This is a genomic window from Gracilibacillus massiliensis, assembly GCF_001458115.1.
GTDB classification, from domain to species: Bacteria; Bacillota; Bacilli; order Bacillales; family Amphibacillaceae; genus Gracilibacillus; species Gracilibacillus massiliensis.
Genome location: NZ_CZRP01000012.1, coordinates 224,375 through 247,387, shown reverse-complemented (window position 1 = coordinate 247,387; position 23,013 = coordinate 224,375). Strand labels below are relative to the sequence as shown.

24 protein-coding genes and 1 other annotated feature are annotated in these 23,013 nt (G+C 37.1%); of the genes, 2 read left to right on the top strand and 22 right to left on the bottom strand.

Features of this window, described 5'->3' with window-relative positions; translation table 11 throughout:
- Window position 1: 1 nt before the first annotated feature.
- The 7 genes from BN3107_RS08815 to nadB all read right to left on the bottom strand — a co-directional run bounded on the left by BN3107_RS08815 (window position 2) and on the right by nadB (window position 7,793).
- Entirely contained in the window at window positions 2-544 is a 543-nt protein-coding gene (locus tag BN3107_RS08815; RefSeq protein ID WP_058307266.1) for a BofC C-terminal domain-containing protein, read from the bottom strand.
- A gap of 246 nt (window positions 545-790) precedes the next feature.
- Window positions 791-1,540, bottom strand: coding sequence for a YebC/PmpR family DNA-binding transcriptional regulator (locus BN3107_RS08810; RefSeq protein WP_058307265.1), 750 nt, complete (start codon window positions 1,538-1,540; stop codon window positions 791-793).
- 190 nt (window positions 1,541-1,730) lie between these two features.
- The gene (locus BN3107_RS08805) at window positions 1,731-2,813 is read right to left on the bottom strand and encodes an AI-2E family transporter (RefSeq protein ID WP_058307264.1); all 1,083 of its coding nucleotides are present in this window, start codon (window positions 2,811-2,813) and stop codon (window positions 1,731-1,733) included.
- A gap of 268 nt (window positions 2,814-3,081) precedes the next feature.
- Window positions 3,082-4,167, bottom strand: a complete 1,086-nt coding sequence (gene safA / locus BN3107_RS08800) for a SafA/ExsA family spore coat assembly protein (protein WP_058307263.1) — start codon at window positions 4,165-4,167, stop codon at window positions 3,082-3,084.
- Between the two features lie 148 nt (window positions 4,168-4,315).
- The gene (gene nadA / locus BN3107_RS08795) at window positions 4,316-5,416 is read right to left on the bottom strand and encodes a quinolinate synthase NadA (protein WP_058307262.1); all 1,101 of its coding nucleotides are present in this window, start codon (window positions 5,414-5,416) and stop codon (window positions 4,316-4,318) included.
- Window positions 5,413-6,258 (bottom strand): carboxylating nicotinate-nucleotide diphosphorylase, encoded by an 846-nt coding sequence (gene nadC / locus BN3107_RS08790; protein ID WP_058307261.1) that lies wholly within the window; start codon window positions 6,256-6,258, stop codon window positions 5,413-5,415. Before nadC ends, nadA begins: the two co-directional genes overlap by 4 nt.
- A complete protein-coding gene (nadB, locus tag BN3107_RS08785) occupies window positions 6,255-7,793 on the bottom strand; it encodes an L-aspartate oxidase (RefSeq protein WP_058307260.1) in 1,539 nt (512 codons plus the stop codon). The genes nadC and nadB overlap by 4 nt, the downstream gene beginning before the upstream one ends.
- A gap of 93 nt (window positions 7,794-7,886) precedes the next feature.
- Between nadB and BN3107_RS08780 the strand changes: the two genes are divergently transcribed.
- Together BN3107_RS08780 and BN3107_RS08775 are read left to right on the top strand one after the other, a co-directional pair.
- The gene (locus tag BN3107_RS08780; protein WP_058307259.1) at window positions 7,887-9,056 is read left to right on the top strand and encodes an IscS subfamily cysteine desulfurase; all 1,170 of its coding nucleotides are present in this window, start codon (window positions 7,887-7,889) and stop codon (window positions 9,054-9,056) included.
- Window positions 9,034-9,564 (top strand): transcription repressor NadR, encoded by a 531-nt coding sequence (locus BN3107_RS08775; RefSeq protein ID WP_058307258.1) that lies wholly within the window; start codon window positions 9,034-9,036, stop codon window positions 9,562-9,564. The genes BN3107_RS08780 and BN3107_RS08775 overlap by 23 nt, the downstream gene beginning before the upstream one ends.
- Window positions 9,565-10,139: 575 nt before the next feature.
- Here BN3107_RS08775 and pheA read toward each other — a convergent pair.
- From pheA to BN3107_RS08700, 15 genes are all read right to left on the bottom strand, one after another.
- Entirely contained in the window at window positions 10,140-11,021 is an 882-nt protein-coding gene (pheA, locus tag BN3107_RS08770; RefSeq protein WP_058307257.1) for a prephenate dehydratase, read from the bottom strand.
- A gap of 83 nt (window positions 11,022-11,104) precedes the next feature.
- On the bottom strand, window positions 11,105-11,557 hold the full coding sequence (locus BN3107_RS08765; protein WP_058307256.1) for an ACT domain-containing protein: 453 nt from the start codon (window positions 11,555-11,557) through the stop codon (window positions 11,105-11,107).
- A 53-nt stretch (window positions 11,558-11,610) separates the two neighbouring features.
- Complete coding sequence (obgE, locus tag BN3107_RS08760; RefSeq protein WP_058307255.1) at window positions 11,611-12,891, bottom strand: GTPase ObgE; 1,281 nt, start codon at window positions 12,889-12,891, stop codon at window positions 11,611-11,613.
- A gap of 19 nt (window positions 12,892-12,910) precedes the next feature.
- Window positions 12,911-13,423, bottom strand: coding sequence for a Spo0B domain-containing protein (locus tag BN3107_RS08755; protein ID WP_058307254.1), 513 nt, complete (start codon window positions 13,421-13,423; stop codon window positions 12,911-12,913).
- Between the two features lie 659 nt (window positions 13,424-14,082).
- A complete protein-coding gene (rpmA, locus tag BN3107_RS08750; protein ID WP_058307253.1) occupies window positions 14,083-14,361 on the bottom strand; it encodes a 50S ribosomal protein L27 in 279 nt (92 codons plus the stop codon).
- 14 nt (window positions 14,362-14,375) lie between these two features.
- The gene (locus BN3107_RS08745) at window positions 14,376-14,708 is read right to left on the bottom strand and encodes a ribosomal-processing cysteine protease Prp (protein WP_058307252.1); all 333 of its coding nucleotides are present in this window, start codon (window positions 14,706-14,708) and stop codon (window positions 14,376-14,378) included.
- A gap of 12 nt (window positions 14,709-14,720) precedes the next feature.
- Window positions 14,721-15,029 (bottom strand): 50S ribosomal protein L21, encoded by a 309-nt coding sequence (gene rplU, locus BN3107_RS08740; protein WP_058307251.1) that lies wholly within the window; start codon window positions 15,027-15,029, stop codon window positions 14,721-14,723.
- Window positions 15,030-15,044: 15 nt separating this feature from the next.
- Window positions 15,045-15,119: a sequence feature (ribosomal protein L21 leader region), on the bottom strand.
- A gap of 35 nt (window positions 15,120-15,154) precedes the next feature.
- Window positions 15,155-16,597 (bottom strand): ribonuclease E/G, encoded by a 1,443-nt coding sequence (locus tag BN3107_RS08735; protein ID WP_058307250.1) that lies wholly within the window; start codon window positions 16,595-16,597, stop codon window positions 15,155-15,157.
- A gap of 11 nt (window positions 16,598-16,608) precedes the next feature.
- Window positions 16,609-17,463: a site-2 protease family protein gene (locus BN3107_RS08730; protein WP_058307249.1), complete on the bottom strand. Its 855-nt coding sequence runs from the start codon at window positions 17,461-17,463 to the stop codon at window positions 16,609-16,611.
- Complete coding sequence (locus BN3107_RS08725) at window positions 17,450-18,229, bottom strand: M23 family metallopeptidase (RefSeq protein WP_058307248.1); 780 nt, start codon at window positions 18,227-18,229, stop codon at window positions 17,450-17,452. Before BN3107_RS08725 ends, BN3107_RS08730 begins: the two co-directional genes overlap by 14 nt.
- A 638-nt stretch (window positions 18,230-18,867) precedes the next feature.
- The gene (gene minD / locus BN3107_RS08720) at window positions 18,868-19,665 is read right to left on the bottom strand and encodes a septum site-determining protein MinD (RefSeq protein WP_058307247.1); all 798 of its coding nucleotides are present in this window, start codon (window positions 19,663-19,665) and stop codon (window positions 18,868-18,870) included.
- Window positions 19,658-20,341, bottom strand: a complete 684-nt coding sequence (gene minC / locus BN3107_RS08715; protein ID WP_077065084.1) for a septum site-determining protein MinC — start codon at window positions 20,339-20,341, stop codon at window positions 19,658-19,660. The genes minD and minC overlap by 8 nt, the downstream gene beginning before the upstream one ends.
- Before the next feature lie 36 nt (window positions 20,342-20,377).
- The gene (mreD, locus tag BN3107_RS08710) at window positions 20,378-20,917 is read right to left on the bottom strand and encodes a rod shape-determining protein MreD (RefSeq protein WP_058307246.1); all 540 of its coding nucleotides are present in this window, start codon (window positions 20,915-20,917) and stop codon (window positions 20,378-20,380) included.
- On the bottom strand, window positions 20,914-21,792 hold the full coding sequence (gene mreC, locus BN3107_RS08705; protein ID WP_058307245.1) for a rod shape-determining protein MreC: 879 nt from the start codon (window positions 21,790-21,792) through the stop codon (window positions 20,914-20,916). Before mreC ends, mreD begins: the two co-directional genes overlap by 4 nt.
- Window positions 21,793-21,813: 21 nt before the next feature.
- Window positions 21,814-22,845 carry a rod shape-determining protein gene (locus BN3107_RS08700; protein WP_058307244.1) on the bottom strand — a complete coding sequence of 344 codons (1,032 nt, stop codon included), beginning with the start codon at window positions 22,843-22,845 and terminating at the stop codon, window positions 21,814-21,816.
- Window positions 22,846-23,013: the final 168 nt, after the last annotated feature.

Sequence of the window (23,013 nt, the reverse complement as noted above, 5' to 3'; positions counted from 1 at the left end):
TTCAACTACTTACTGCCTCTGCATTCTGATAAGATCGAAATGTTTCTAATACTTCTGTATAGTCTTGTTTGTTGTCGATTTTTATGCCCTCTTTCAGCTTCTCGTATAGATGTGTTTCCAACTCTTCTGTGTCAATTTGATAAAAGGATTGCACAGCTGCTTCCTGTAGAGGTACACCTTCGAAGATAGTTAATGTACCATCTTTAATGCCAAAGTATCCATTCGCTTTTAAATAGGGAGAAATATCATCGACTTCTTTTCGAAAACGCATAAAACCTTCTTTTTGCTCCATCACTTGCCACTCTTCATACTCAGACCAAAAATCTTGCATCGAAGCTATTGTTTCTTCAAAATGTTCCCGTTCAACTTTCCCATCTATATAATGCGTTTCTAGAGTGAGTTCTATTGTTAATGGGTCTTGAGCAACTACTGGTGCTCCCTCTTCAGTTTTTTCGATTTCTTCTGTATTAAGTAGCGTTTGAAACCCGATGACCCCTATGATTAAAACGACAACACCATTTAATAACAACCAAAACTTTCCCATAAAGACCCCTCCATTCGAGTATTGTTACTATTTAGGGTGTCCAATTTCAGGAAATATAACCATTTCGGCAATATTTATCTAGTGATTGTAGTTTTACATTTTATTTGAAAAATTGTCATTTCCCTAGTCTCTTAGCTAGCGCCGAAGTTTTATAACACGTAAAAAAACTGTCACCTTGATTAAGGAGACAGTTTAGTATTTATCACAAATTTATTCAAAAAATAGATCTAATGGTGAAAATAGATATTATATTTGTGCCATAATTTCATCGTCAGCATCCATATTGTGATGTACTTCTTGTACATCTTCCATGTCTTCTAACATATTGACAAGCTTAACCATTTTGTTTCCATCACTTTCATCTACAGCTGATAAAGTTTGTGGAATCATTGTGATCTCAGCAGTTTCAAGTGTAAAGCCACTTTCTTCAAGAGCACTTTTTACGTCTTGAAAATCTTCCGGATCTGTGTAAATCTCATAAGCTCCATCTGCGGTTTCCATTTCTTCTGCACCCGCTTCAATTACTTCTAGCATCATGGTATCTTCATCTGCATCCGTTTTATCTTGATCGATCACAATATATCCTTTTCGATCAAACATAAAAGCAACACAGCCATTTTCACCTAAATTGCCTCCATTTTTACTAAAGGCATGGCGCAGTTCAGATGCTGTACGGTTTTTATTATCGGTTAATACTTCCACCATGACAGCTGTTCCGCCAGGTCCATAACCTTCATAAGTTAATTCTTCAAAATTAGCTCCGTCCAAGTCCCCTGTAGCCTTTTTAATTGCACGATCTATATTATCGTTTGGCATATTGTCTGACTTTGCTTTATCGACAGCCAGACGAAGACTTGGATTCATGTCTGGATCACCGCCACCTTGTTTTGCTGCAATATAAATGTCTTTTGCGTGTTTCATAAAAATTTTTCCGCGTTTTGCATCTTGTGCATTTTTACGTCTCTGGATATTTTTCCATTTAGAATGCCCTGCCATGCTTTCTCACCTCTCTGAATCTATCTATTAATTATTTCTGTCTTTACTTTATCATAACAACTGATAATTTAAAATCAACGTGCTATTCACACTCTGGATTTTAATTTATATCTACAAAAAACATTATGTTCCCCGATCACTTTAATTACCTTTTACTTTTGTTTCACCATCTTTAAGCTTGTCTATTCATTCAGCCCTTTTCCGGACGAATCGTATCCCGGTATAATTTAATATATTTCACTAAATTAATCGCTAGTACTTTTCCTACTGCATATAGAGGTACTACTATCACCATACCAATAAATCCAGCTAGTGGCATTGCGATCACCAGTAATAATATAATCGTCAGCGGATGAACTTTCAGACGAGACCCCAGCACGGTTGGTGCCACTAAATTCCCTTCCAACTGTTGCACTACGATTAAAATAATTAATACATAAATTGCCATCACTGGATCTTGCATTAATGCCACAATCAATGCAGGAACCACCCCAATAATAGGTCCAAAAAATGGAACGACAGCGGTCACCATCACAAAAATCCCGAGTAGAATTGCATACGGTAATCCGATAATGAGATAGCCAAGATACATGAGTATCCCATCAACAAACGCCACGGTTACTTGACCGATAATATAAGCAGCAATCGTTTTATCTACTTTCGATAACAGTGATTTTGCCTCCTGTTTCTTCTCATCTTTTAAAAATTTGGTAGCAAACAGCTTAAACTTATTTCCATCCTTCAAAAAGAAAAAAACTAATATAGGGACTATAATCATAAGAGTAGCAGCCCCCATGACCGTCGTGAAAATTTCAGTGAAGTGCTCGCCCATCCGTTGTGTTAAATTACTAAAATACTGGGTTATTTCATGTTCAATTGAATTCGGCGAAAGCAATCCCATATCCTTTTTCTCCACTTCCATCTTCGCTTTATCAGCCATTTCTCTTAGCTTACTCGGTAAATGGGAAAAGTCCTCAACTTCCTTCCTCATCGTCGATGCTAAAGAATATCCTGCACCGTACAGGATGCCTCCCACCGAGATAAATGTAATGACGATCGCCACGACGTTTGGTACATGTAACTTTTCAGAAATGAACTCCACAACTGGACGTAGTATGTAAAATAAGAATCCAGCAATTAAAATCGGATAAAATAAAGTTTTAAATATCGTCAAAAAAGGATCAAACATATTCATCAATTTCATAAAAAAGATAGTAATTAGTAAAAGAATTAACGCTGTAATATACTTAAAATAAGAATCCTTCCACCACATTCCGATCAGCTCCCTTCTTTCATTCATTCACTTATTGCAAGTTTTTCAAACTATATTTTCAACAATAAAATACTAATTCTTTCACAAGAAGTTAATTTTTTAAACTATTTCCATATTTAATTTTTAGTATGTATAGTCATTTTCAACTGAAAATAAGAGATAAATCGTTAAAAAAGATATCAGTTATTTTTAAATAGTATGTTCTAATTTATGAAAGAGTTTTTCCAAAAAAAAAAAGACGATCCTAATATAGAATCGTCTTTGATCTTTATTCTTCTCTGTTTCCGCCGCAACCACAATCGTCTTTCATTGGTTGACCTGGTCCATAAGGTTGGAATGGCATTTGCTGGGGTGCTTGCATACCATATGGCATCGGCATTAATGGAAAATTAGGCATTCCTGGTTGTGGAATCATTGGCTCACCAGACATTTGTTGTGGCATGTTTTGTTGATTCTGCATTTGCTGTGGTTGCTGTTGCATGTTTTGTTGATTTTGCATTTGTTGTGGCATCATTTGTTGCATTGGTTGTTGTGACATATTTGGCATTCCTTGATTTTGTGGCATTTGTGAAGGTCCCCACGGCATTTGCTGGCCATATTGACCTTGAGGATGATTCATAGCTGGCATTTGACCTTGATTCCAACCTTGCATTGGTTGTTGCTGTGCACCCATTACTTGAGGCTGTGATTCATCTGGAAAAGGATATGGTTGCATGTGACCCATACCCATAGGGCCTGGTCCACTATTGCCAAATCCGTATGGAATACCATCTTTTGAATAACAGGGTGCTTGCATTGGCATTTGATGGTGTGAAGGCATCGGCATTTGTTGCGGTTGTGGCATAGGTTGGTGTTGAGGTTTCATTTGTTGTTGTACCCCTGCCACATCATTTTCATCCTCCATCATTTGCATCGGATGAATATTTGTTTCAAAATTATTTGTTAGTTGCGTCCATTTTAAATCCTGAGATGTTTGCGTTGGAGCTGGCTGTGGTGGTGCTGGTTGTTGCTTATTAAAATGAATAGGCAATGCTGGCATCTCCTTTTTAAGTGGTTCCCATTTCTTGTCTTCGTCTTCTTCAATTGACGGTAAAATTTGGTTCTGTGGTTTTACTTCTTGTTTATCTTTTTTGGCAGTGGGACTTGGTGTTGGTGCAACTTGCTGCTTTTTACTTCCTGGTGCTGTTTGTTGTTTACTGTCTGAAGCAGTAGGAATTTTAATTTTCATTCCTGGCATGATCATTTCAGGATTTGAAATTTGGGGGTTAGCCGCGATAACATTATCTAAGCTCACACCATATTTTTGCGCAATTTTCCATAATGTCTCATCTTTTTGCACAATATGAATTTTCAAAATAATTTCTCCTTTCTGTATGTTAAGTATGGAACTGCATTTGTCTCGGTCTAATCCATCTTCTTTAACAACATATGCAATACGCCTAAAATGTTGAATAAAAAAAGAAGGATATCTGTATAATTATCTTGATATCCTTCTTTTTTTATTAAGATAGAGACAACATTCTATCTAACGCCAGCTTTGCATTTCTAGCAATATTGTCATCTACTGTTATTTGATTCGTCGATTTATTTTGTTGCACTTCTTCTAATGACCAAAGTAAATGAGGAAGATCAATTCGATTCATCGTTAGACACGGACACATAAAAGGATTTAAGGAAATGATATGTTTATCTGGATGCTCTTTGATAATCCGGTTCACTAAATTCATTTCCGTTCCAATTGCCCACTCACTTCCTGCTGGTGCATTCTTAATCGTTTCAATAATATATTTTGTTGAGCCAGATTGATCCGACTGTTGAACCACTTCGTATGTACACTCTGGGTGAACGATAATGTTCATCTTGGGATGGTTTGTACGAACTTGTTTGATATTTTTAACGGTAAAGTTCTCATGTACGGAGCAATGTCCTTTCCATAAAATAATACGAACATTATCTCTATCCCCTTCATATTCTAAGTGCTTGGCAATCGGATCCCATACTGCCATTTGATCAAGTGGAACTCCCAATTCTACTGCTGTATTCCGACCTAAATGCTGGTCAGGTAAAAATAATAATCGTTGCTTTTGTTCCAATGCCCACATGACCATTTTCTTAGCATTAGATGAAGTAACAGTTGCTCCACCGTGTTCTCCTACAAACGATTTAATCGCTGCTGTTGAATTTACATAAGTTAGTGGCAGTACAGTATCTCCATAATAACTTGATAGTATTTCCCATGCTTCTTCTGTTTGCTGATCATCTGCCATATCCGCCATCGAACACCCTGCACGCATATCTGGTAGGATGACCTTTTGTTGATCATTAGTTAAAATATCCGCTGTCTCTGCCATAAAATGGACCCCGCAAAAAACGATGTACCTAGCACTCTGCTGTGCCGACACTTGCGCTAATTGCAATGAATCTCCTCTGGAATCAGCAAATTGAATTACTTCATCTTTTTGATAATGATGCCCTGGTATAAATAACGAATCACCCATTTGTTGTTTAATAGCTGTTATTCGTTCTTTCATTTCATTTTCATCCATTTGTTGATACTTTTCCGGTAATTGTTGATGTGTTGTAAATAAGGATGCTATACTCATTTCGTTCCCTCCGTTAGATTAAAACTAATGTCTAATCCTGGGGCCGAATGGGTTAAAAAACCTAATGAAATCATATCGACCCGAGTTTCTTTATAATGATGGATGTTCTCTAATGTAATGTTACCTGACGCTTCTGTGAGAATATGAGTTGGCACTTGATCAATAAGACGATTGATTTGCTCTGACGACATATTATCAAACATGATCACATCCACACCAGCATCAATTGCTTCTTGTAAGTGTTGTTCCTGTTCAATTTCGACTTCAATTTTTACCATATGGCCTGATACTTCTCTGATTTTCTTTACAGCTGCTTCAATGGAACCGACAGCAGCGATATGGTTATCCTTCAACATAATCGCATCATCCAAACCAAATCGATGATTGAAACCACCACCACAACGAACGGCATATTTCTCGATCATTCGCAAGCCTGGCGTTGTCTTTCTCGTATCGACTACTTTTATTTTGTCGTTACCTAAAGCATTCACTACTTTTTGTGTCATCGTTGCTATTCCACTGATACGCTGAATTAAATTTAAAATAACTCTTTCTGATGTCAATAAGTGGTGATACTTACCTGTTACTTCGGCGATTACGTCTCCTTTTTGTACGATATCCCCATCTCTTCTAGGTAGTTTTACAGCAATATCAGAATCGTAAAGTGAATACGCTTCTTGCAAAATTTTTTCTCCTGCAAACACACCATTTTGTTTTGCAATAAATTTGCCATGGCCTTCTTGGTAGTGGTCGTGAAATAGTGCCTCACAAGTTTTATCTCCGCTACCTATATCTTCATTGAAAAAAGCTTTTAATTGTTGTTTTAATGCTAGGTGATTCATACTTCAACTCCTCTTTTTAACTGATGATATACTCTTTTTTCTCGCCAAGTCGCTACAAGAGCAGGATAATCTGTTCTATAGTGTGCACCTCTACTTTCTGTTCTAATTTCCGCTGCCTTGGTTACTAAACTCGCAACAAGCAACATATGTTGCAGTTCAATTTGCTTCTTTGAAAAAGAATGATGGTAAAGTTGTTTATCTTTGATAATGATAAATTGACTTAACCAGTCTGACATTTTTCTTAGACTATTAGATTCTCGATTAATGCCAACAAAAGCAGTCATCCTTTTTCTAAGAACAGCTTTTTCTGGAAGAGCGAAACTGCCCATATCTTCTTTTTGTGTAATTGAAGCTGCTGTACTTGATGTAAGTGGTTTTTGATTACGTATAAAATCCGCTAATCTTGTAGCAAAGACAATCCCTTCTAATAAGGAATTACTAGCAAGACGATTTGCACCATGAACATAGTTGCAAGCTGTTTCACCTACAGCGTATAGTCTAGGAATACTGGTCTCTCCATGTTCATTCGTTTCCACTCCCCCCATTGTGAAATGGGCACCTGGTTGAACCGGAATTATACCTTTTTTCCAATCTATGTTATACCTTTCACATATTGATGTAATAAAAGGAAATCTTTGAGAAAAATGGTTAACATGATTAATATCTAAAAATATGTCATTACCATTAAAAATTTCAGATGTAATTACTCTTGAAACGACATCTCTTGGTGCTAAATCTTTTTGAGGATGCCTTCCCTCCATAATTGCTTTTCCGTCACGGTCAATAAGAATCGCTCCCTCCCCTCTTACTGCTTCTGAGATGAGAAAGTTTTGCTTTTCCGGTATAGAAAGCATCGTCGGGTGAAATTGGACAAATTCCAGGTCACTAATAGCAGCACCTGCTCGATAGGCAATTGCGATTCCATCTCCTGTAGTTGTTTCATCATTGGATGTTGTATCATAAATCGCGCTATATCCACCTGTAGCAATTACAACATGATCTGCTTGATGAAATATGTACTCTTCCTTGTTATCGATTGTTATGATACCTCTACAACAACCCTCCTCTATCACACAATCCACTGCTAGTTGGTTTTCTATTAACGTTACCTTATTTCGTAAAAGCTGCTGATAGTATTGAATGACATATTTCCCAGTCTGATCACCACCAGCATGAATAATTCTTCGCTTATTATGTGCCCCTTCTTTTCCCAATAAAATTTGACCACTCATGTCTTTATCCGCTGGAAAGCCTTGCCCTAGCAGTGTTTTTAAAATAGCTTGTCCTTCCTTTACCAACAATTCTGTTATCGCTTGATTATTATGATATACACCTGCTTTTAAAGTATCTTCTAAGTGCATGCGCCAATGATCATTAGTAGCGATAGCTGCTGCAACTCCGCCTTGCGCGCGAAAAGAATTGCTATTGTTCCATTTCTTTTTTGTAATCATGGTGACGTCAGCGTGGCTATATAATTTACTAGCCAGAACGTGTGCCGCAATGCCTGCTCCTATAATAACTACTTTTTGTCGCAAATTCTTCCACTCCAGTTTACAGTTGTCTTTACAGATATCTTTACATATAATATCTAATAAGACAAGTATTTTTTTTCACGAAAGGAAGATTAGATGGTTTATTGTGATTATGCAGCAACAACTCCAATGTCTGATATTGCCTTAGAAGTCTATCAAGATGTTGCGAAAAACTTTTATGGCAATGCAAGTAGTTTGCATGATACAGGCGGGAAAGCGATGGATATATTAGAAAAAGCAAGAGCAATACTAGCAGAAATCTTTCATACACAATCAAGACAAATTGTTTTTACTAGTGGTGGAACAGAAAGTAACCTTTTAGCAATTGATACCTTACTTCGTGCATCCCCTATTAAAGGGAGAAAACATATCATTGCTTCAGAAGCAGAGCATAGTTCTCTATATTATCATTTAAAGGAGTTATCAAAATCAGAAGAATTTGAAGTTACCTTTCTTCCGCTAGGCGAGGATGGACAAATTAACATAGAAGAGCTCTTGAATGCTATTCAGCCGCATACAAGCCTAGTTTCCATTCAGCATGTTAGTGGTGAAACAGGGATCATACAACCAATTGCAGAAATAGGAAAACAATTAGAAGATAAAAACATCTATTTTCATAGTGACGTCGTTCAATCATTTGGTAAAATGAATTTAGAACCCATTTTGCCTTATGTTGATTGTTTAACGATCTCTAGCCATAAGGTATTTGGTCCAAAAGGTGTGGGGGCTATTTATTTTCACCCAGAAGTGACACTATCACCACATCCTGTGATCACAAATCATGAACATGGTTTGAGACCTGGAACAGTAGATGTTCCAGCTATTGCTTCCTTTTCAGCATCTGCTCTAGAGCAAATGCAACAGATCAATCAAAACAAACAACACCTAGCCTATATACGAGAGCTTTTTTGTGAAAAATTAGAAAAGCATCAAGTGCCCTTACGCCCTATCACCGGACCTGAGCAATGTCCTAGTATTGTTGGATGTATAGCAGACTTTGTGCAAGGAGACTATGTCATGCTAGAATATAATCGTAATGGTATTGATATTTCAACAGGCAGTGCGTGTAGTATTGGATATGCAGATATACCAAGATCTATTACACCTTTTATTTCTGATAGAGAAGAAGGTAAACGATACATACGGTTTTCCTTTAGCCATCTAACGACAGAACAGGATATTTCACAAATTATCGAAATATCGAATAGAATTTTTGCGCGAATGAAGGAGGAAAGAATAGATTATGGGAAAAAAGTTAACTGGTAAGGTACGACGCGAAAGTCTTGTTACCTGGTTGAAAAATAGCTCAATTCCTTTAACCGGAACAGATCTGGCTGAAAAAGCGAATGTAAGTCGACAGGTTATTGTACAGGACATTTCCTTATTAAAAGCACAGGATCATCCGATTATTGCTACTAGTAATGGATATCTATATATGAAAATGGATGATGCAAATGAAGACTATCGTCGTGTTATTGCATGTAAACATGATCGAAATGAAACGAGAGAAGAGTTATATACGATTGTTGACTTTGGGGCAACCGTTGAGAATGTGGTGATCGAACATCCCATATATGGGGATTTGAAGGCATCTCTTCTGATTAGCAGCCGAGCGGATGTTGATCAATTTGTCAATAAAATAGAGGCTAAAAACGCCCCATATTTATTAGAACTGACAGACGGCGTACATAATCATACCATTGTTGCCAACGAAGAACGAAAGATCGACCAAGCTTATCAGGCATTAAAAGAAAAAGGGTTTATAGTAGAGTAAGGAAAACCACCCGGTCCTTTTAGTAGTAATTTTGAAATAAAAAATAGGTGTAACACCCGCTAAGCCTTGCCAACTTCACTTTTACCCATAAGGCATAAGTCAACATTTGCTCAAGCAAACATTCGGGGTGTATCCTAGACCTGAGGGCGTTACTTCAGCTAACTTTTGTAAATGAGTTCACTTTACAAAAGTTAATCTTCAGATCACGTTGATCCCTTAGGAGTCGAAGTGGCCATCTGCGCTAGATAATACGCTACAATCAGTGTAAGTAGGGATATCGCGACTTTTATGCTAATAAAACTCGAAAAGTTAGCTGTCACAAACAATGTAGAACTATTGTATAGCGTAGGCCGTCCGCTTCCACTCCTACGGGATGATTTTCGCCTAAGATCCACTTTAGAAAGCGATCTGTGCTTACTAAAGTTAGCTTAGGCGAAAATTCCGTGGAAAGGGAAGTGGACAGCCGTAGCGAGGGATTAATATTCACTATATTTCAAAATGGCTACAGTGAAAAGACGTTGATACCGAGGATTATATGCTTTCCTACCTTATAAAACAAAACGCTTGCGGGTTGGTTATACCGCAAGCGTTACGCCGTTTCCACTATGCAAATAGTAGGGATAACTTCCTAATACCGATACTTTACAACCTAATGATTCCATTTCGGTGATGGCATTTGGTATTAACACTTCATCCATCTTTTGCTCGATATCAATTAAGAAATAGTAGTTACCCAAACCAGTTTTCATCGGACGGGATTCTATTTTAGATAGGTTTAAATTTCGCCATGCAAAGGCTGATAACACTTGATGTAAAGCACCAGGCTGATCCGATGGCAAGGTGATTGTCACTGTTGTTTTATAGCCTTTTTCTTCAAGTTTATTTGACGTTAATTCTCTTTGATCTTTATGCAATACGACAAAACGAGTGTGATTATTATCAAAATCATGAATATCTTTTTTAACAATAGAAAGTCCATATTCTTTGGCAGCTAAATGGTTCGCGATAGCCGCGATATTCTGATCAGGATGCTTACTCACAAATTCTGCTGCTGCACCTGTTGAAGTCATCGACTGTGCTGGAACATGCTCTAATTTCTTACGTAAAAACTGATGGCACTGTGCGATTGCATGGGAATGAGAATAAATTGTTTCAAGAGATTCCCACTTATCAACATTATCTGGATGAACCATTAGATGCTGACGGATTGGAACAATCACTTCACTTACTATTTTTACTTTTTCAGCTTGAATTAGATAGTCCAATGTTATATTGACGGTACCTTCAATTGCATTCTCTAGAGGTAAAACGGCATAGGTTACCTCATCATTTACAACAGCGTCAATACATTCTGGTATTGTACTGTAGCCATTTTTCACTTCACCATTAAACATCGAGTCGACCGCTATTTTGGTGAAAGTGCCTTTTGGTCCTAGATATCCAATTGTTTCTGTCATTACTTGCTCCCCCTAGTTGATCACGAAAAATTCACTGCTTATAAGCTCTCTCAGTATCACAGTATAACTGTCTGACATTCACTTTATGATACACCTGAACTTAAGATTTCCACCTGATTAACAAATTCAATTTGTTTAAGATCGTATAATAGTTGATCAATCTCAGCTGTCATTCCATTTGTATTTAAAGATAATGTTACGTTTGCTTTTCCATGTATTGGTATCGTTTGGTGGATGGTTAAGATGTTACATCCCGCTTGTGCCACCACCGACAATAAATGTGATAATGCTCCTGTTTGATCTTCTAAGTGAAAAAATAATGTAATCATTTGTTCTTTTACCATATGTTGAAACGGAAAAACAGCATCACGATATTTATAAAAAACACTGCGAGAAACTCCAACCTGACGTGCCGCTTCGTGAATCGAATCTACTTTATGACTTTCTACTAATTTTTTAGCTTCCAACGTCTTCTTCATTCCGTCGGGTAAAAAATCTTCTCTTACTAAATAGAACTTTTCTTTTTTCGCAGACATCCACTATTCCCCTTTATATGATCGGATGATCACGCTACAAAATATCTCTTCTATTATTCCATAAACTCGAATTCATAATCAAGTAGTCGAACGGTATCGCCATCTTCTGCGCCTCTTTGTCTCAAAGCCTCATCGACTCCCATACCTCGTAACTGTCTGGAAAAACGTTGTACAGATTCGTCACGACTAAAATCAGTCATTTTAAATAACTTCTCTATTTTTTCACCATATAATACATAAGCTCCATCAGGATCTCTCGTAATGGAGAAGGCTTTTTCTTCTTTTTCGAATCGATAGACTACGCGATCCTCTTTCTCTTCAATCGGCTGATAATTTTTCGGAATTTCATCTAACTTATTGGCTACCTCGAATAATAAGTCACGAATACCGTCTTTTGTTACCGTTGAAATTGGAAAAATCGGGTAGTCTTCTTCTAATTGTTCCTTGAAAAAGGCAAGCTGTTCCTCAGCTTCAGGTAAATCCATTTTATTAGCAACAATGATCATCGGACGTTCTAACAGTGTTGGATCATACTGTTCTAATTCTTTGTTAATCGTCACAAAGTCATCATAAGGATCACGACCTTCAGTTGAAGCCATATCTAGCACATGTAAAATAACTCGAGTTCTTTCTACATGTCGTAAAAATTGATGTCCTAGCCCAATTCCTTCGTGTGCACCTTCTATTAATCCTGGCAAATCAGCTAAAACAAAACTGCGCTGATCTGCGGTATCTACAACACCAAGGTTAGGAGCTAGAGTGGTAAAATGGTAGTCCGCAATTTTTGGTCTGGCAGCACTTACGGTTGATAATAATGTGGATTTGCCGACACTAGGAAATCCGACTAAACCTACATCAGCAATTAATTTTAATTCAATTTGAATATCTCGTTCTACACCTGGTTCGCCATTCTCAGCCATTTCTGGCGCAGGGTTTCTTGGTGAAGCAAAACGAATGTTACCTCTTCCACCTCTTCCACCTTTAGCGATCACTGCTCGTTGTTTATGTTCAATTAAATCGGCAATCGCTTCTCCTGTTGCCACATCACGAACCGTCGTACCAGGTGGAACGGGTAACACAAGTGGATCAGAGTTTTTACCATGCATGCCTTTACTCATACCGTTCTCGCCACGTTTTGCTTTAAAATGCCTTTGATAGCGGAAATCCATTAATGTATTTAATCCCTCATCTACTTCAAAGACAATATCACCACCATTTCCACCATCACCACCAGCAGGTCCCCCCATTGGGACATATATTTCACGGCGGAAGGCAACCATACCATTTCCACCATCACCAGCTTTTATATATACTTTTACCTGATCGACAAACATGCTGTCTCACCTTCTTTCTTTATTCTTGCCATTCGATACGTAATAGTTTCTCTTCTTTTACTGCTTTGATAAATGGTAATGATTGTAACTCCTGTTTTAGTGCGGATAAATCATTCCAGTCCAAATCGAAGGTTAAGTGAATATGTAACGTATGATTCAATTCTTTAAAAATAAGCGTTCCGTTATATTGCTGATATTCCTTCTGATAAGAAGGTAATATTTGAAATATCTTTTGTATGTTAGATAATAAGGCATCATCATCGATAATTACCGTTTGTTGATCCATCAAAGATTGAAATTGCAGTTCAAATGAATCCGATCTCCAATTTAATTGATAGAGCCATACAAATGTTTTCGGTATGTTTAAGCGGTCTAAGCCACGCTCTTGATTCGATCTATCTATTATATCCGTTATTTTACTTTGTATTTTATCTAGTTTCCCCAATTGAGCATAGCCCAAAATAAGCTGCAAGTCATTTAACCAATCATGTCGATAATGACGCAACATTTCGACTACATCTTGTTCTTTCAAACCGCTCACTCCTCACACAATAAGCAAATTATAGCACATTAAAGCTATTGTTTCATCTATATGTATAAAAGCACTGGTTACTTTTTCTCAAAAGAAAAACCGGGAAAGCCCACCCGGTCCTTTTAGTAGTAATTTTGAAATTGATAATAGATGTAAAACCCGCTACGGCTTGCCCACTTCGCTTTCCAAGGGGCGTGTCTTCAGCTAACTTTTGTAAAGAAGTTCACTTTACAAAAGTGGATCTTCAGATCACGCTGATCCCTTAGGAGTCGAAGTGGCCGCCTGCGCTAAATGATCCACTACAATGGGAGTAAGTAGTGAAATGGCGAGTTTTTTTCATATTGTTGTTCATAAACCTCAACATGTTAGCTGTTACAAACGTTGTAGAACCACTTCATAGCCAAGGCCGTCCGCTTCCACTCCTGTGGCATCTGTTTTCCCTGAAGATCCACTTTTTTGAGCGGTTTGTGCTCGAAAAAGTTAGCTGAAGGGAAAACGCCACGGAAAGGGAAGTGGACAGCCGTAGCAGTGGATTACTACACACTACATCTCAAAATGACTACTTTGATAACAAATACCTTGATACCGTGGATTATATACTTTCCTTGCTTAAAACAAAAGGCTCTAACCTTAAAAGATTAGAGCCTTTTTTAATGTCCTTATGCAGGATATACACTAACTTTTTTACGATCGCGTCCAAGGCGTTCGAATTTAACTACACCATCTGTTTTAGCATATAGTGTGTCATCTCCACCACGGCCAACGTTTACACCTGGGTAGATTTTAGTACCGCGTTGACGATAAAGAATTGAACCACCAGAAACGACTTGACCGTCCGCACGTTTAGCACCTAAACGTTTCGACTCAGAGTCACGACCGTTTTTTGTACTACCTACACCTTTTTTCGTTGCGAAAAACTGTAAATCTAGACGTAACATGTTTTTGCACCTCCTTATTTTTCAGAGATGGATATATATTGACCATAATCCTGCTCAACGGTTTGTAAAGAAACCACCATTCCTTCAAATAACAATGATACTTTTTTCAAAAGTGATTCATTGTTGAGATCTGGAACAACAACTTTTAAAAATCCGCCCTCATCACCGGCCTGGTCAATGTCCAAATCAATCTCACATAGCGTAAACACTGCGTTGACAGCTCCAAAAGTAATTCCAGATACAGCGGCACAAACCAAATCATGCCCTTCTGGACCACTTCCTGCATGTCCTGTCAGTGTAAATGATTTAATATACGATTGCTCACGCTCAATTGTCACGTTTATCATAAAACAAAAACCTTACGCATTGATTTTTTCAATTGTAAGTTTTGTATATGGCTGACGATGACCTTGTTTACGTGAATAGTTTTTCTTTGGCTTGTACTTGAATACAGTAATTTTCTTTTGACGGCCTTGTTTTTCTACTTTCGCAGTTACAGAAGCTCCATCAACGTATGGAGTACCAAACTTAGCGTCATCTCCACCTACTGCAAGTACTTTATCAAGTGTTACAGATTCACCAGCTTCAGCAGCTAGCTTTTCTACGTAAATTACTTGACCTTCTTCTACTTTTACTTGTTTTCCACCAGTTTCAATAATAGCGTACATTCTCTTGCACCTCCTCATATAACTCAGACTCGCCATACAGGTAGCTTTTAACAAGCTTTTAAAACCTGTTCTGCGCGGTTGCAGTAGCGGGTGCTACATAAACAACAAGACGATCTTACCATATTTCAGACTACCCTGTCAATCACTATTTCCTTATTTTCCTTGATGTAAGCCTCTATTAAAGTATCACTTCCAGAACGGATCACATCATACCCAGTATCAGTTTTCTCTAACTGCCAATAGAGATCAAAATGTATGTTAGATTCTATCCGTTCTTTTAAATGACGCTTAAAAAATAATGCAACATCATGATCACAACGTATTAATAGACTTTCAATGTTCGAATAATTCCAGCTTATTAATTCCCGCTCCAACTGATAAGCAATTGTTTCTGTTGAGAGCGAATGCTGTATACGAGAAGAATGGTTGGTTAGTAATTGCAGTAAGCCCGTTCGTTCTCTTTTTCTTGTTAACTCCATTAACCCAAGACGAGTAAAACCAAATACTTCAGAGCGGATCGGATCTTCTTTTAAAACTGCCTTCATTTCTTTTAAGAGAAGTGCTTCCTCTTTTTTTGCCATTTTCAAAAAGTCGATCAGAATGATACCTGATAGATTACGCTTTTGTATTTCTTCTACACAATAACGAATCGCTTGTTGATTAATTCGAAAAACCGTATTTTTTTTATTTTGACGGCTTGTAAATTTACTACTATCAATATCAATTACTGTTAAAGCTTCTGTTTGTTCAACGGTAAGCGTAATACCATCCGGCTTTCGCACAATAGGTTCAATCGCTTCTAACAACCAATATTGAATATCCTTACCTGCGATTTGATCCGCTTCTTTTCGAATCCTCATCTGATCTGATAACTTCGGAAATGCCGTTTTCATGTTCTCAAGTGTTTTACGATTATTAAAAGTTATATCAGCAAATGTTAGACTCTGATATTGATTTAATACCTGGTCTGGAACTAAGGGAACTTGAAAAAGTAAAGTTGGCGCTTTTTTAGCTTTGGTAACATCTTTCAACCGCTGCCATCGATTTCTCACTTTCTTAAGTTCTTCTTCCAATTCTTCCTCTGTTGCCTTCTCGATACTAGTACGTAAAATTAAACCTTCGTAATCCGATAGCTCTTCCTTCATCACTTGTTTCCAATGATCAGCGGTTGTTTCTGATAATTTCTTGGAAGCTGCGATATAGCTGCCATATGGTAAGTAAATCACATTTGTCGCTGTTAGTGTGATGTTTGCCGTCAATCTCGGCCCTTTATCTTGATAAGCTTCTTTCGCCACCTGTACGATAATACTCGCACCATCTGTTAGATGATAATCCTCATCTTTCAAGTAAGGTATTTCGCTTAATGGTAAGAATCCGACCTTATCTACACCGATATCTATAAACGCCGCTGAGATACTTTGATCCACATTACGAATCTTTCCAAGATAAATCGAACCTAAACGAGCATCATCCGTTATTCGGTCAATAAAGATATCTTTACATTGCTGGTCTTCAAATAAAAATCCGATTTTTTCTGATAAACTTGTATGGAAATGTAATTTTTTCATTTTTTCTCTTCCTAGCTTGTAATTAATTGTTCCATGCGTGCATGAACATTTTTATTATCAAAGTAATTTTGTAAACATTGCTTTTCTGTTAAGAGGTGGATGTTCCCGTTTTTGTCATACATTTTAATTTCATGAAAGGTATCCCTTTTAAACAAACGGAACAAATCAATTAAACGAATATCTGTTGATACTTCTAATATTTTCACTTTTGGAAAATAAGTCACCTCACTATAACGATTCCATAAAAAGCGCCACCATTTATAATATCGTTGTTTCCATTCTAATCGATTTTCCAAAATAAAAAAAATCATAAGTAAACAAAAACTTAAAGAAAACCAATCTAACAAATAAACGCCTATACTCACACCTACAATACTAACCATAGATATCGAAATCATCCATTGATGAGATATCTGGTAAGAAAAAAAAGAATCCAAGCATAGCTGGACAAGCTTTCCACCGTCAAGAGGCCATATCGGTAGCAGATTTCCAATAAGTATAAACGTATTGTAGTGATAGGCTAAGGTTATCGTTGAATCAGGTAATAGGTTCGTCTGTTCCATTCCATATAGTATAATAAAGATAAAAATATGTTGCATAGGCCCTGCAATGGTAACAAGCCATTCTTCTTTTAGCGGTCTTGTTCCGTATTCATCGGTTTCCATAACCCCTCCAAAAACCCACAAAAAAATGCGCCGAATTCGCCAATTAAAAAACCGCGCACAACTATAATGCCCCATTTCATGTATGAGAACGATAATAAAGATAACCAGTAATTCAACTAACATTCCTGTCGCAATCGAAAGAAAGATAAAGAAAAATAAAATAGGGTGAATATGAATCGGTGGTAATCTAAGGTTGTTCATCAACTTGTATCACCTGAATTGGATCTAAGAATTCATTATTTTTTTCGATTGCAAAATACATTGCGACTTCTGTTTCTTCCGGTTGATAGCTTCCGATTTGCTGATTGGCCCGTATCGATTGATAAGAGTGGACATTGACATCCGTTAAGTTGCCATAAATGGACTTACTTTGATCAGGGTGCTGCACTACCACAGTTTTTCCTGTTTCTCGATCGTTACCGGCAAATAGTACCGTTCCTGCATCGACAGCAATAACCTCTGTTTCATCATTAGAAGAGATCATTATACCTTCCCCGTTTTCTTGGAAGGTCTGACTTATTTGACCTGACACGGGTAGCGCTGTTGGCTGATGATCTTCTCTTCCTCCCAGATCTGCTTCAAGTGCGAACGGTGCACCAAACCTTGCTTGATACCACTGATTCACGGTAGCAAAAGGAAATTCTTCGGTCATTGCATAGGTTGTCCAATTCTTTGGTTGCTCAAGTAACTTGTGATCTGTTGACATGGAAACCATTGTAATAAAAAATATAATGGCAGCAATCACACTTTTCACTAAAAAAGGTCGTAAGTAGGCAGATTCATCCTTCCCTCCTTGATATTGACTCATAGTAGGCGAGAATCCATGACGCTCTTCGTCTTCCATCGAATTTTGGTTAAAAAAAGACGTGTTTTTCATTTGTGATAATCGAGTAGCAGAAATTTTCTTTTTCGATAGCTTCCGTCTTGAAATATTTTGGCGAATTTGTGAAAGATTATTCTTTTTCATCAGCATCCATTCCTTTACCAACGTTTGTACAAGTATATGTGGACAACTATAGTAATATGAATAGATGCAACGATTTAACAAAAAACACATTAAAACTAAACTGTAAAGTACCTGATAGGATTATTGGCAAAAGTATTGAGATGAGTGCTAATCCAACGCTACGGAAAAACACTCCCTTTCCGGGGGCACGGCTGAAGCTAACTTGGTAAAGAAAAACATTTTACCAAGTGGATCTTCAGCTCGTGCTGTTCCCCCAGGAGTGTCGCATTTTTCCTCTGCTTTGTTAGATGTCTGTTCAAGTACGAGGAAAATTGCAGTAATATCAACATTCTAGCTGTTTCTTAATTTGTAGAACACTATTGAAGCGTAGTCCATTTACGTAGACTCCGCACGTGTTAAGCGTCTTCCGAAGACCCCACAGGCAGTGATTTTCTGCCGAGGAGGCTGAGGTGACGCCCGGCGGCATAGAAAACACTACGAAAGCTTTGCTTGAGTAGATGTTGCACTTGTGCCCTTGGGTGAAAGCGAAGTAAATGGACGGAGCTTTTGCCTTGCACTCATCATACTTTCAAAATTGTCACTACTCTGCAGTTTGTGTCTAATATAAATAAAACTGGGCTTTGGTTGCCCAGTTTTGGTTATTTCTGTATGCCGAATGCTTTTTTGACTTTATCGATAAATGTTTCTTTCTTTTCTAAAGATAATAATGGAACAGACTCGCCTAGAATTCTTCTTGCGATATTTCGATATGCAATCGATGCTCTTGTATTTGGTTGGAAGGCGACCGGCTCCCCATGATTGGATGCTTTAATTACATCATCATCATCCGCAACAATACCCAATAAATCTATCGACAATACTTGAACAATTTCATCTACATCAAGCATATCGCCGTTTTTCACCATATGGTTTCGAATGCGATTCACCACTAAGTGAGGTGGTTCGATATCCTCTTGTTCCAGTAATCCAATAATTCGATCCGCATCTCGTACACTTGATTTTTCTGGTGTAGTGACGACAATTGCTTTATCAGCACCAGCAACTGCATTTTTATAACCTTGCTCTATCCCTGCTGGACAATCTATTAATATGTAATCGTAATCTGGTTTTAATTCGTCTATTATTTCTACCATACCTTCGGGTGTTAGTGCTGACTTATCACTCGTTTGTGCAGCTGGAAGTAAATATAAACAATCAAAACGCTTGTCTTTAATTAAGGCTTGTGAAATTTTACATCGCTTCTCTAAAACGTCCACAATATCATATATAATACGATTCTCTAAACCCATTATAACGTCTAAATTTCTCAAACCAATATCTGTGTCAATTAAACATACCTTCTTGTCTAGTAATGCTAATGAAGTTCCTAGATTTGCAGTAGTAGTCGTTTTACCGACACCACCTTTGCCTGAAGTAATAACTATTGCTTCACCCATTCATAATTCTCCTTTCAAAAGCATTTAATTCTGGACGAGATTTTACTAAAGAACTGATTCGATCCATTATAATTTGTTCACCATCTTTTTCAATAAAACCACATTCCATTGGGACTCCTTCTTTATCTGAATCTGGAGATCTACTAATAATTTCTGCTATTCTTAGTTGACTTGGAGCCATATAAGAAGCAGCAATGACAGCTTCTCTGTTTCCTTTAGCCCCAGCATGTGCAATTCCTCTTAAATTACCCAAAACGAATATGTTTCCAGTTGCAATGATTTTTCCTCCTGGATTGACGTCACCGATTAACAATACATCACCGTTAACTTCAAGTACTTGTCCAGAACGAACCATTTTATTATGTAATTTTACATCTGTTTCTTCTTTCCAATTCAATGCTTCTTCCTTAAGAAGAACATTCGAAACAATTTGATCTACAACTAGTTTATTATGTTTACGTATAATGTCACGTAATGATTGCTCTTGCTCATGGGTAATGTAACGATTACCGAGTTTAATTTTCACTGTGATTAGTGGTTCATCAACTGCCATGTGTTTGGTAGAAAGAATTTCATCTAATTCCATTAGAAGATCTTCCCACGAGCAGTTATCATTCATAAAAAGGGTCAGACCGTCTCTTGTTCCCTTGATTGTAATCCATTTATTTGTTGCCACAACTTTTCAACCCCTTAAAACGATCACTACCGATAATCAATCTGCCCGTTCAAATCTAATGAACGACCATTTCTGTAATCTTTTTGCAAATCCGATATATATAATTAAACCAGCGATTAAATTCCATATACCAGTTGGAATCAATCTATTTTGCCAATAAGCTTCCCAACTTAATTGGTGTATTTGTATAATATTATATAGGAAAAAGATCAAAATGTCTGTAGTTACTATCCCAAATATTGTGATAAGTATCGCTATTATAAAATTGGATTGTAGCACTTTCATAAAGACCCTAATCACATACAATACCAATGTATACGCAAATACATAAACACCAATCACATCTGTATAGACGATATCTACTATAAAAGAAAAGATGATGGAGAAAGCAATTGCGTAAAAAGTAGTTGTTTTTTCAAAATAAATAGTGACATAAATTAAAAACAAAAACATAAAATGTGAGACAATCATCCAATCATCAGCGAATAAAGTCATATTCAATAAGGATAATGTACCTTCCAATATAACGAAAACAAAACAAATAATAGCAATTAGAAAGGGGATCATGTTTTTCATGATTCGCCCTCCTCTTCTTGCTCATCAAGGGTTGTCATGTTTCGATCAATTACAATCACATGATTTAATTGTTCTAAATCTGCTGAAGGTTTTACATAAGCAATACTAGTTAATTCATAGCGATCCGCTTCTACTTCTACAATTTCACCAATTTCAAGTCCTTTAGGAAATACACCACCTAATCCGGAAGAAAAAACATACTGACCTTCCGCTAAATTTTGGTTGTTATCATTTAATTCTAATAACAAATTATCGGTTTCCTCTTCATAACCCACTATAAATCCAGCAATATCCGTTTCTGCGTCTTCCACATCTACATTTACAGAAATTCTGTTAGACCGGTCAAAACCATTTAGTAACAAAACAGTTGACGTAAATGGAGAACTATTTTGCACCTTACCTATCATACCTTTACCGGTAATCACAGCCATATTAGGTTCTACACCATTTTGTGTACCTTTATTAATGGTAATTTGTTTAAACCATTGATCTTTACTTTTAGCTATAACAGATGCCTGTATTGAATTAAAACTTTGTAAAAAATCAGAATCGGTTTTCTCTAAAGTTTCCTTAAGTTCATTCATTTCCTTTGTTAATTCTTGGTTTTCATATTCTAATTGACGCATCTCTTCTAAACTAGATTTGAGCTTTTGGTTTTCCCGATACACATTTCTTATCTCTTTAACATTATTAGCAAAAGTTGTTGTGAAAGTTATTGGTTTGTTTACAACTTCTTGTATCCACCCGACTGTGTCATGAATAAAATCTTCCATTATCGTTAAATTCGATCTTTCTCTTAACGAAAAACCAATTAATCCTACAATAATAATTAAGGAAATTAAAAATATAAACAAACGCTTTTTTTTATAAAACATGATAACACCTTCTTAATCCGATTAGCGTTGCACCCCAACATTTGGTTGGGACCGGAAATGTTCAATATACTCGAGAGATTGTCCTGTTCCTATAGCTACACTGTCTAAAGGTTCATCTGCAACAAAAACTGGCATTTTTGTTGCATCACTTATTACTGTATCTAATTCTTTTAAAAGTGCTCCACCACCAGAAAGTACAATACCTCGATCCATAATGTCAGCAGCTAGTTCTGGCGGCGTACGTTCAAGTGTAACTTTGACAGCTTCTATTATCGAATCTACAGTATCTTTTAAAGCGGAAGCAACTTCAGACGCTGAAATACTGATCGTTTTCGGCAGTCCTGTAAGTAAATCACGCCCGCGGATATCCATTTCCACTTTTTCTGAAGAAGGCTTTGCTGAAGCTATGTCCATTTTGATAGATTCTGCTGAACGTTCACCAATCATTAAGTTATAGGTTCTTTTCACATATTGAATGATTGCCTCATCCATATCATCACCGGCAGTACGAATAGACTCACTCGTAACAATCCCGCCAAGTGAAATAACTGCTACTTCGGTTGTTCCTCCTCCAATATCAACAATCATGCTTCCTGTTGGTTCCCAAACAGGTAATCCTGCTCCAATCGCTGCTGCAAAAGGTTCAGCTATTGGAAAAGCATCTTTCGCTCCAGCAGCTTTGGTCGCATCTATCACTGCTCTTTCTTCTACCATTGTAATTCCAGATGGAACACATACCATTACATTTGGTTTTTTAGCAAAACTTGAACGATTCTTTTGTGCTAATTTTATATAATACTTCATCATAGAAGCAGTTGTATCATAATCTGCTATAACTCCATCCTTCATTGGACGAATTACCGAAATATTTCCTGGTGTTCGACCAATCATATTTCTAGCGTCGCCACCTACTGCTTCGATTGCTCCTGTTGAATTATTGATAGCAACAACGGAAGGTTCACGTACAACAACTCCTTTTCCTTTAATAAATACCAACGTGTTTGCTGTACCTAAATCAATTCCTAAATCTTGCGAAAAACTAAATAATCCCAATCTTTTTCTTCCTCTCACCCATAATTATACAAATAGTTACTACCGTATTTTATGCTTTTATTTTGTTTCTATCAAGAATTTTATATGTATTCATTAGAAAAACTCGGCATTCGCCTCGTCTTTTAGCAAGTGCCGAAGTTTTTATTATACTTTGTACATTCAAAAATT

Coding starts and splice junctions, on each gene's coding strand:
- BN3107_RS08805 (WP_058307264.1), bottom strand. CDS start 2,813: ATGTGGTGGAAGGATTCTTATTTTAAGTATATTACAGCGTTAATTCTT.
- rplU (WP_058307251.1), bottom strand. CDS start 15,029: ATGTACGCTATTATTGAAACTGGTGGAAAACAAGTAAAAGTAGAAGAA.
- BN3107_RS08765 (WP_058307256.1), bottom strand. CDS start 11,557: ATGTCTGCGAAAAAAGAAAAGTTCTATTTAGTAAGAGAAGATTTTTTA.
- obgE (WP_058307255.1), bottom strand. CDS start 12,891: ATGTTTGTCGATCAGGTAAAAGTATATATAAAAGCTGGTGATGGTGGA.
- mreC (WP_058307245.1), bottom strand. CDS start 21,792: ATGTTTTATAAAAAAAAGCGTTTGTTTATATTTTTAATTTCCTTAATT.
- BN3107_RS08775 (WP_058307258.1), top strand. CDS start 9,034: ATGGGAAAAAAGTTAACTGGTAAGGTACGACGCGAAAGTCTTGTTACC.
- BN3107_RS08810 (WP_058307265.1), bottom strand. CDS start 1,540: ATGGCAGGGCATTCTAAATGGAAAAATATCCAGAGACGTAAAAATGCA.
- nadA (WP_058307262.1), bottom strand. CDS start 5,416: ATGAGTATAGCATCCTTATTTACAACACATCAACAATTACCGGAAAAG.
- BN3107_RS08745 (WP_058307252.1), bottom strand. CDS start 14,708: ATGATAAACGTGACAATTGAGCGTGAGCAATCGTATATTAAATCATTT.
- BN3107_RS08735 (WP_058307250.1), bottom strand. CDS start 16,597: ATGAAAAAATTACATTTCCATACAAGTTTATCAGAAAAAATCGGATTT.
- mreD (WP_058307246.1), bottom strand. CDS start 20,917: ATGAAAAACATGATCCCCTTTCTAATTGCTATTATTTGTTTTGTTTTC.
- BN3107_RS08815 (WP_058307266.1), bottom strand. CDS start 544: ATGGGAAAGTTTTGGTTGTTATTAAATGGTGTTGTCGTTTTAATCATA.
- nadC (WP_058307261.1), bottom strand. CDS start 6,258: ATGAATCACCTAGCATTAAAACAACAATTAAAAGCTTTTTTCAATGAA.
- rpmA (WP_058307253.1), bottom strand. CDS start 14,361: ATGTTACGTCTAGATTTACAGTTTTTCGCAACGAAAAAAGGTGTAGGT.
- pheA (WP_058307257.1), bottom strand. CDS start 11,021: ATGACAGAAACAATTGGATATCTAGGACCAAAAGGCACTTTCACCAAA.
- BN3107_RS08730 (WP_058307249.1), bottom strand. CDS start 17,463: ATGAACAACCTTAGATTACCACCGATTCATATTCACCCTATTTTATTT.
- BN3107_RS08725 (WP_058307248.1), bottom strand. CDS start 18,229: ATGAAAAAGAATAATCTTTCACAAATTCGCCAAAATATTTCAAGACGG.
- BN3107_RS08780 (WP_058307259.1), top strand. CDS start 7,887: ATGGTTTATTGTGATTATGCAGCAACAACTCCAATGTCTGATATTGCC.
- minD (WP_058307247.1), bottom strand. CDS start 19,665: ATGGGTGAAGCAATAGTTATTACTTCAGGCAAAGGTGGTGTCGGTAAA.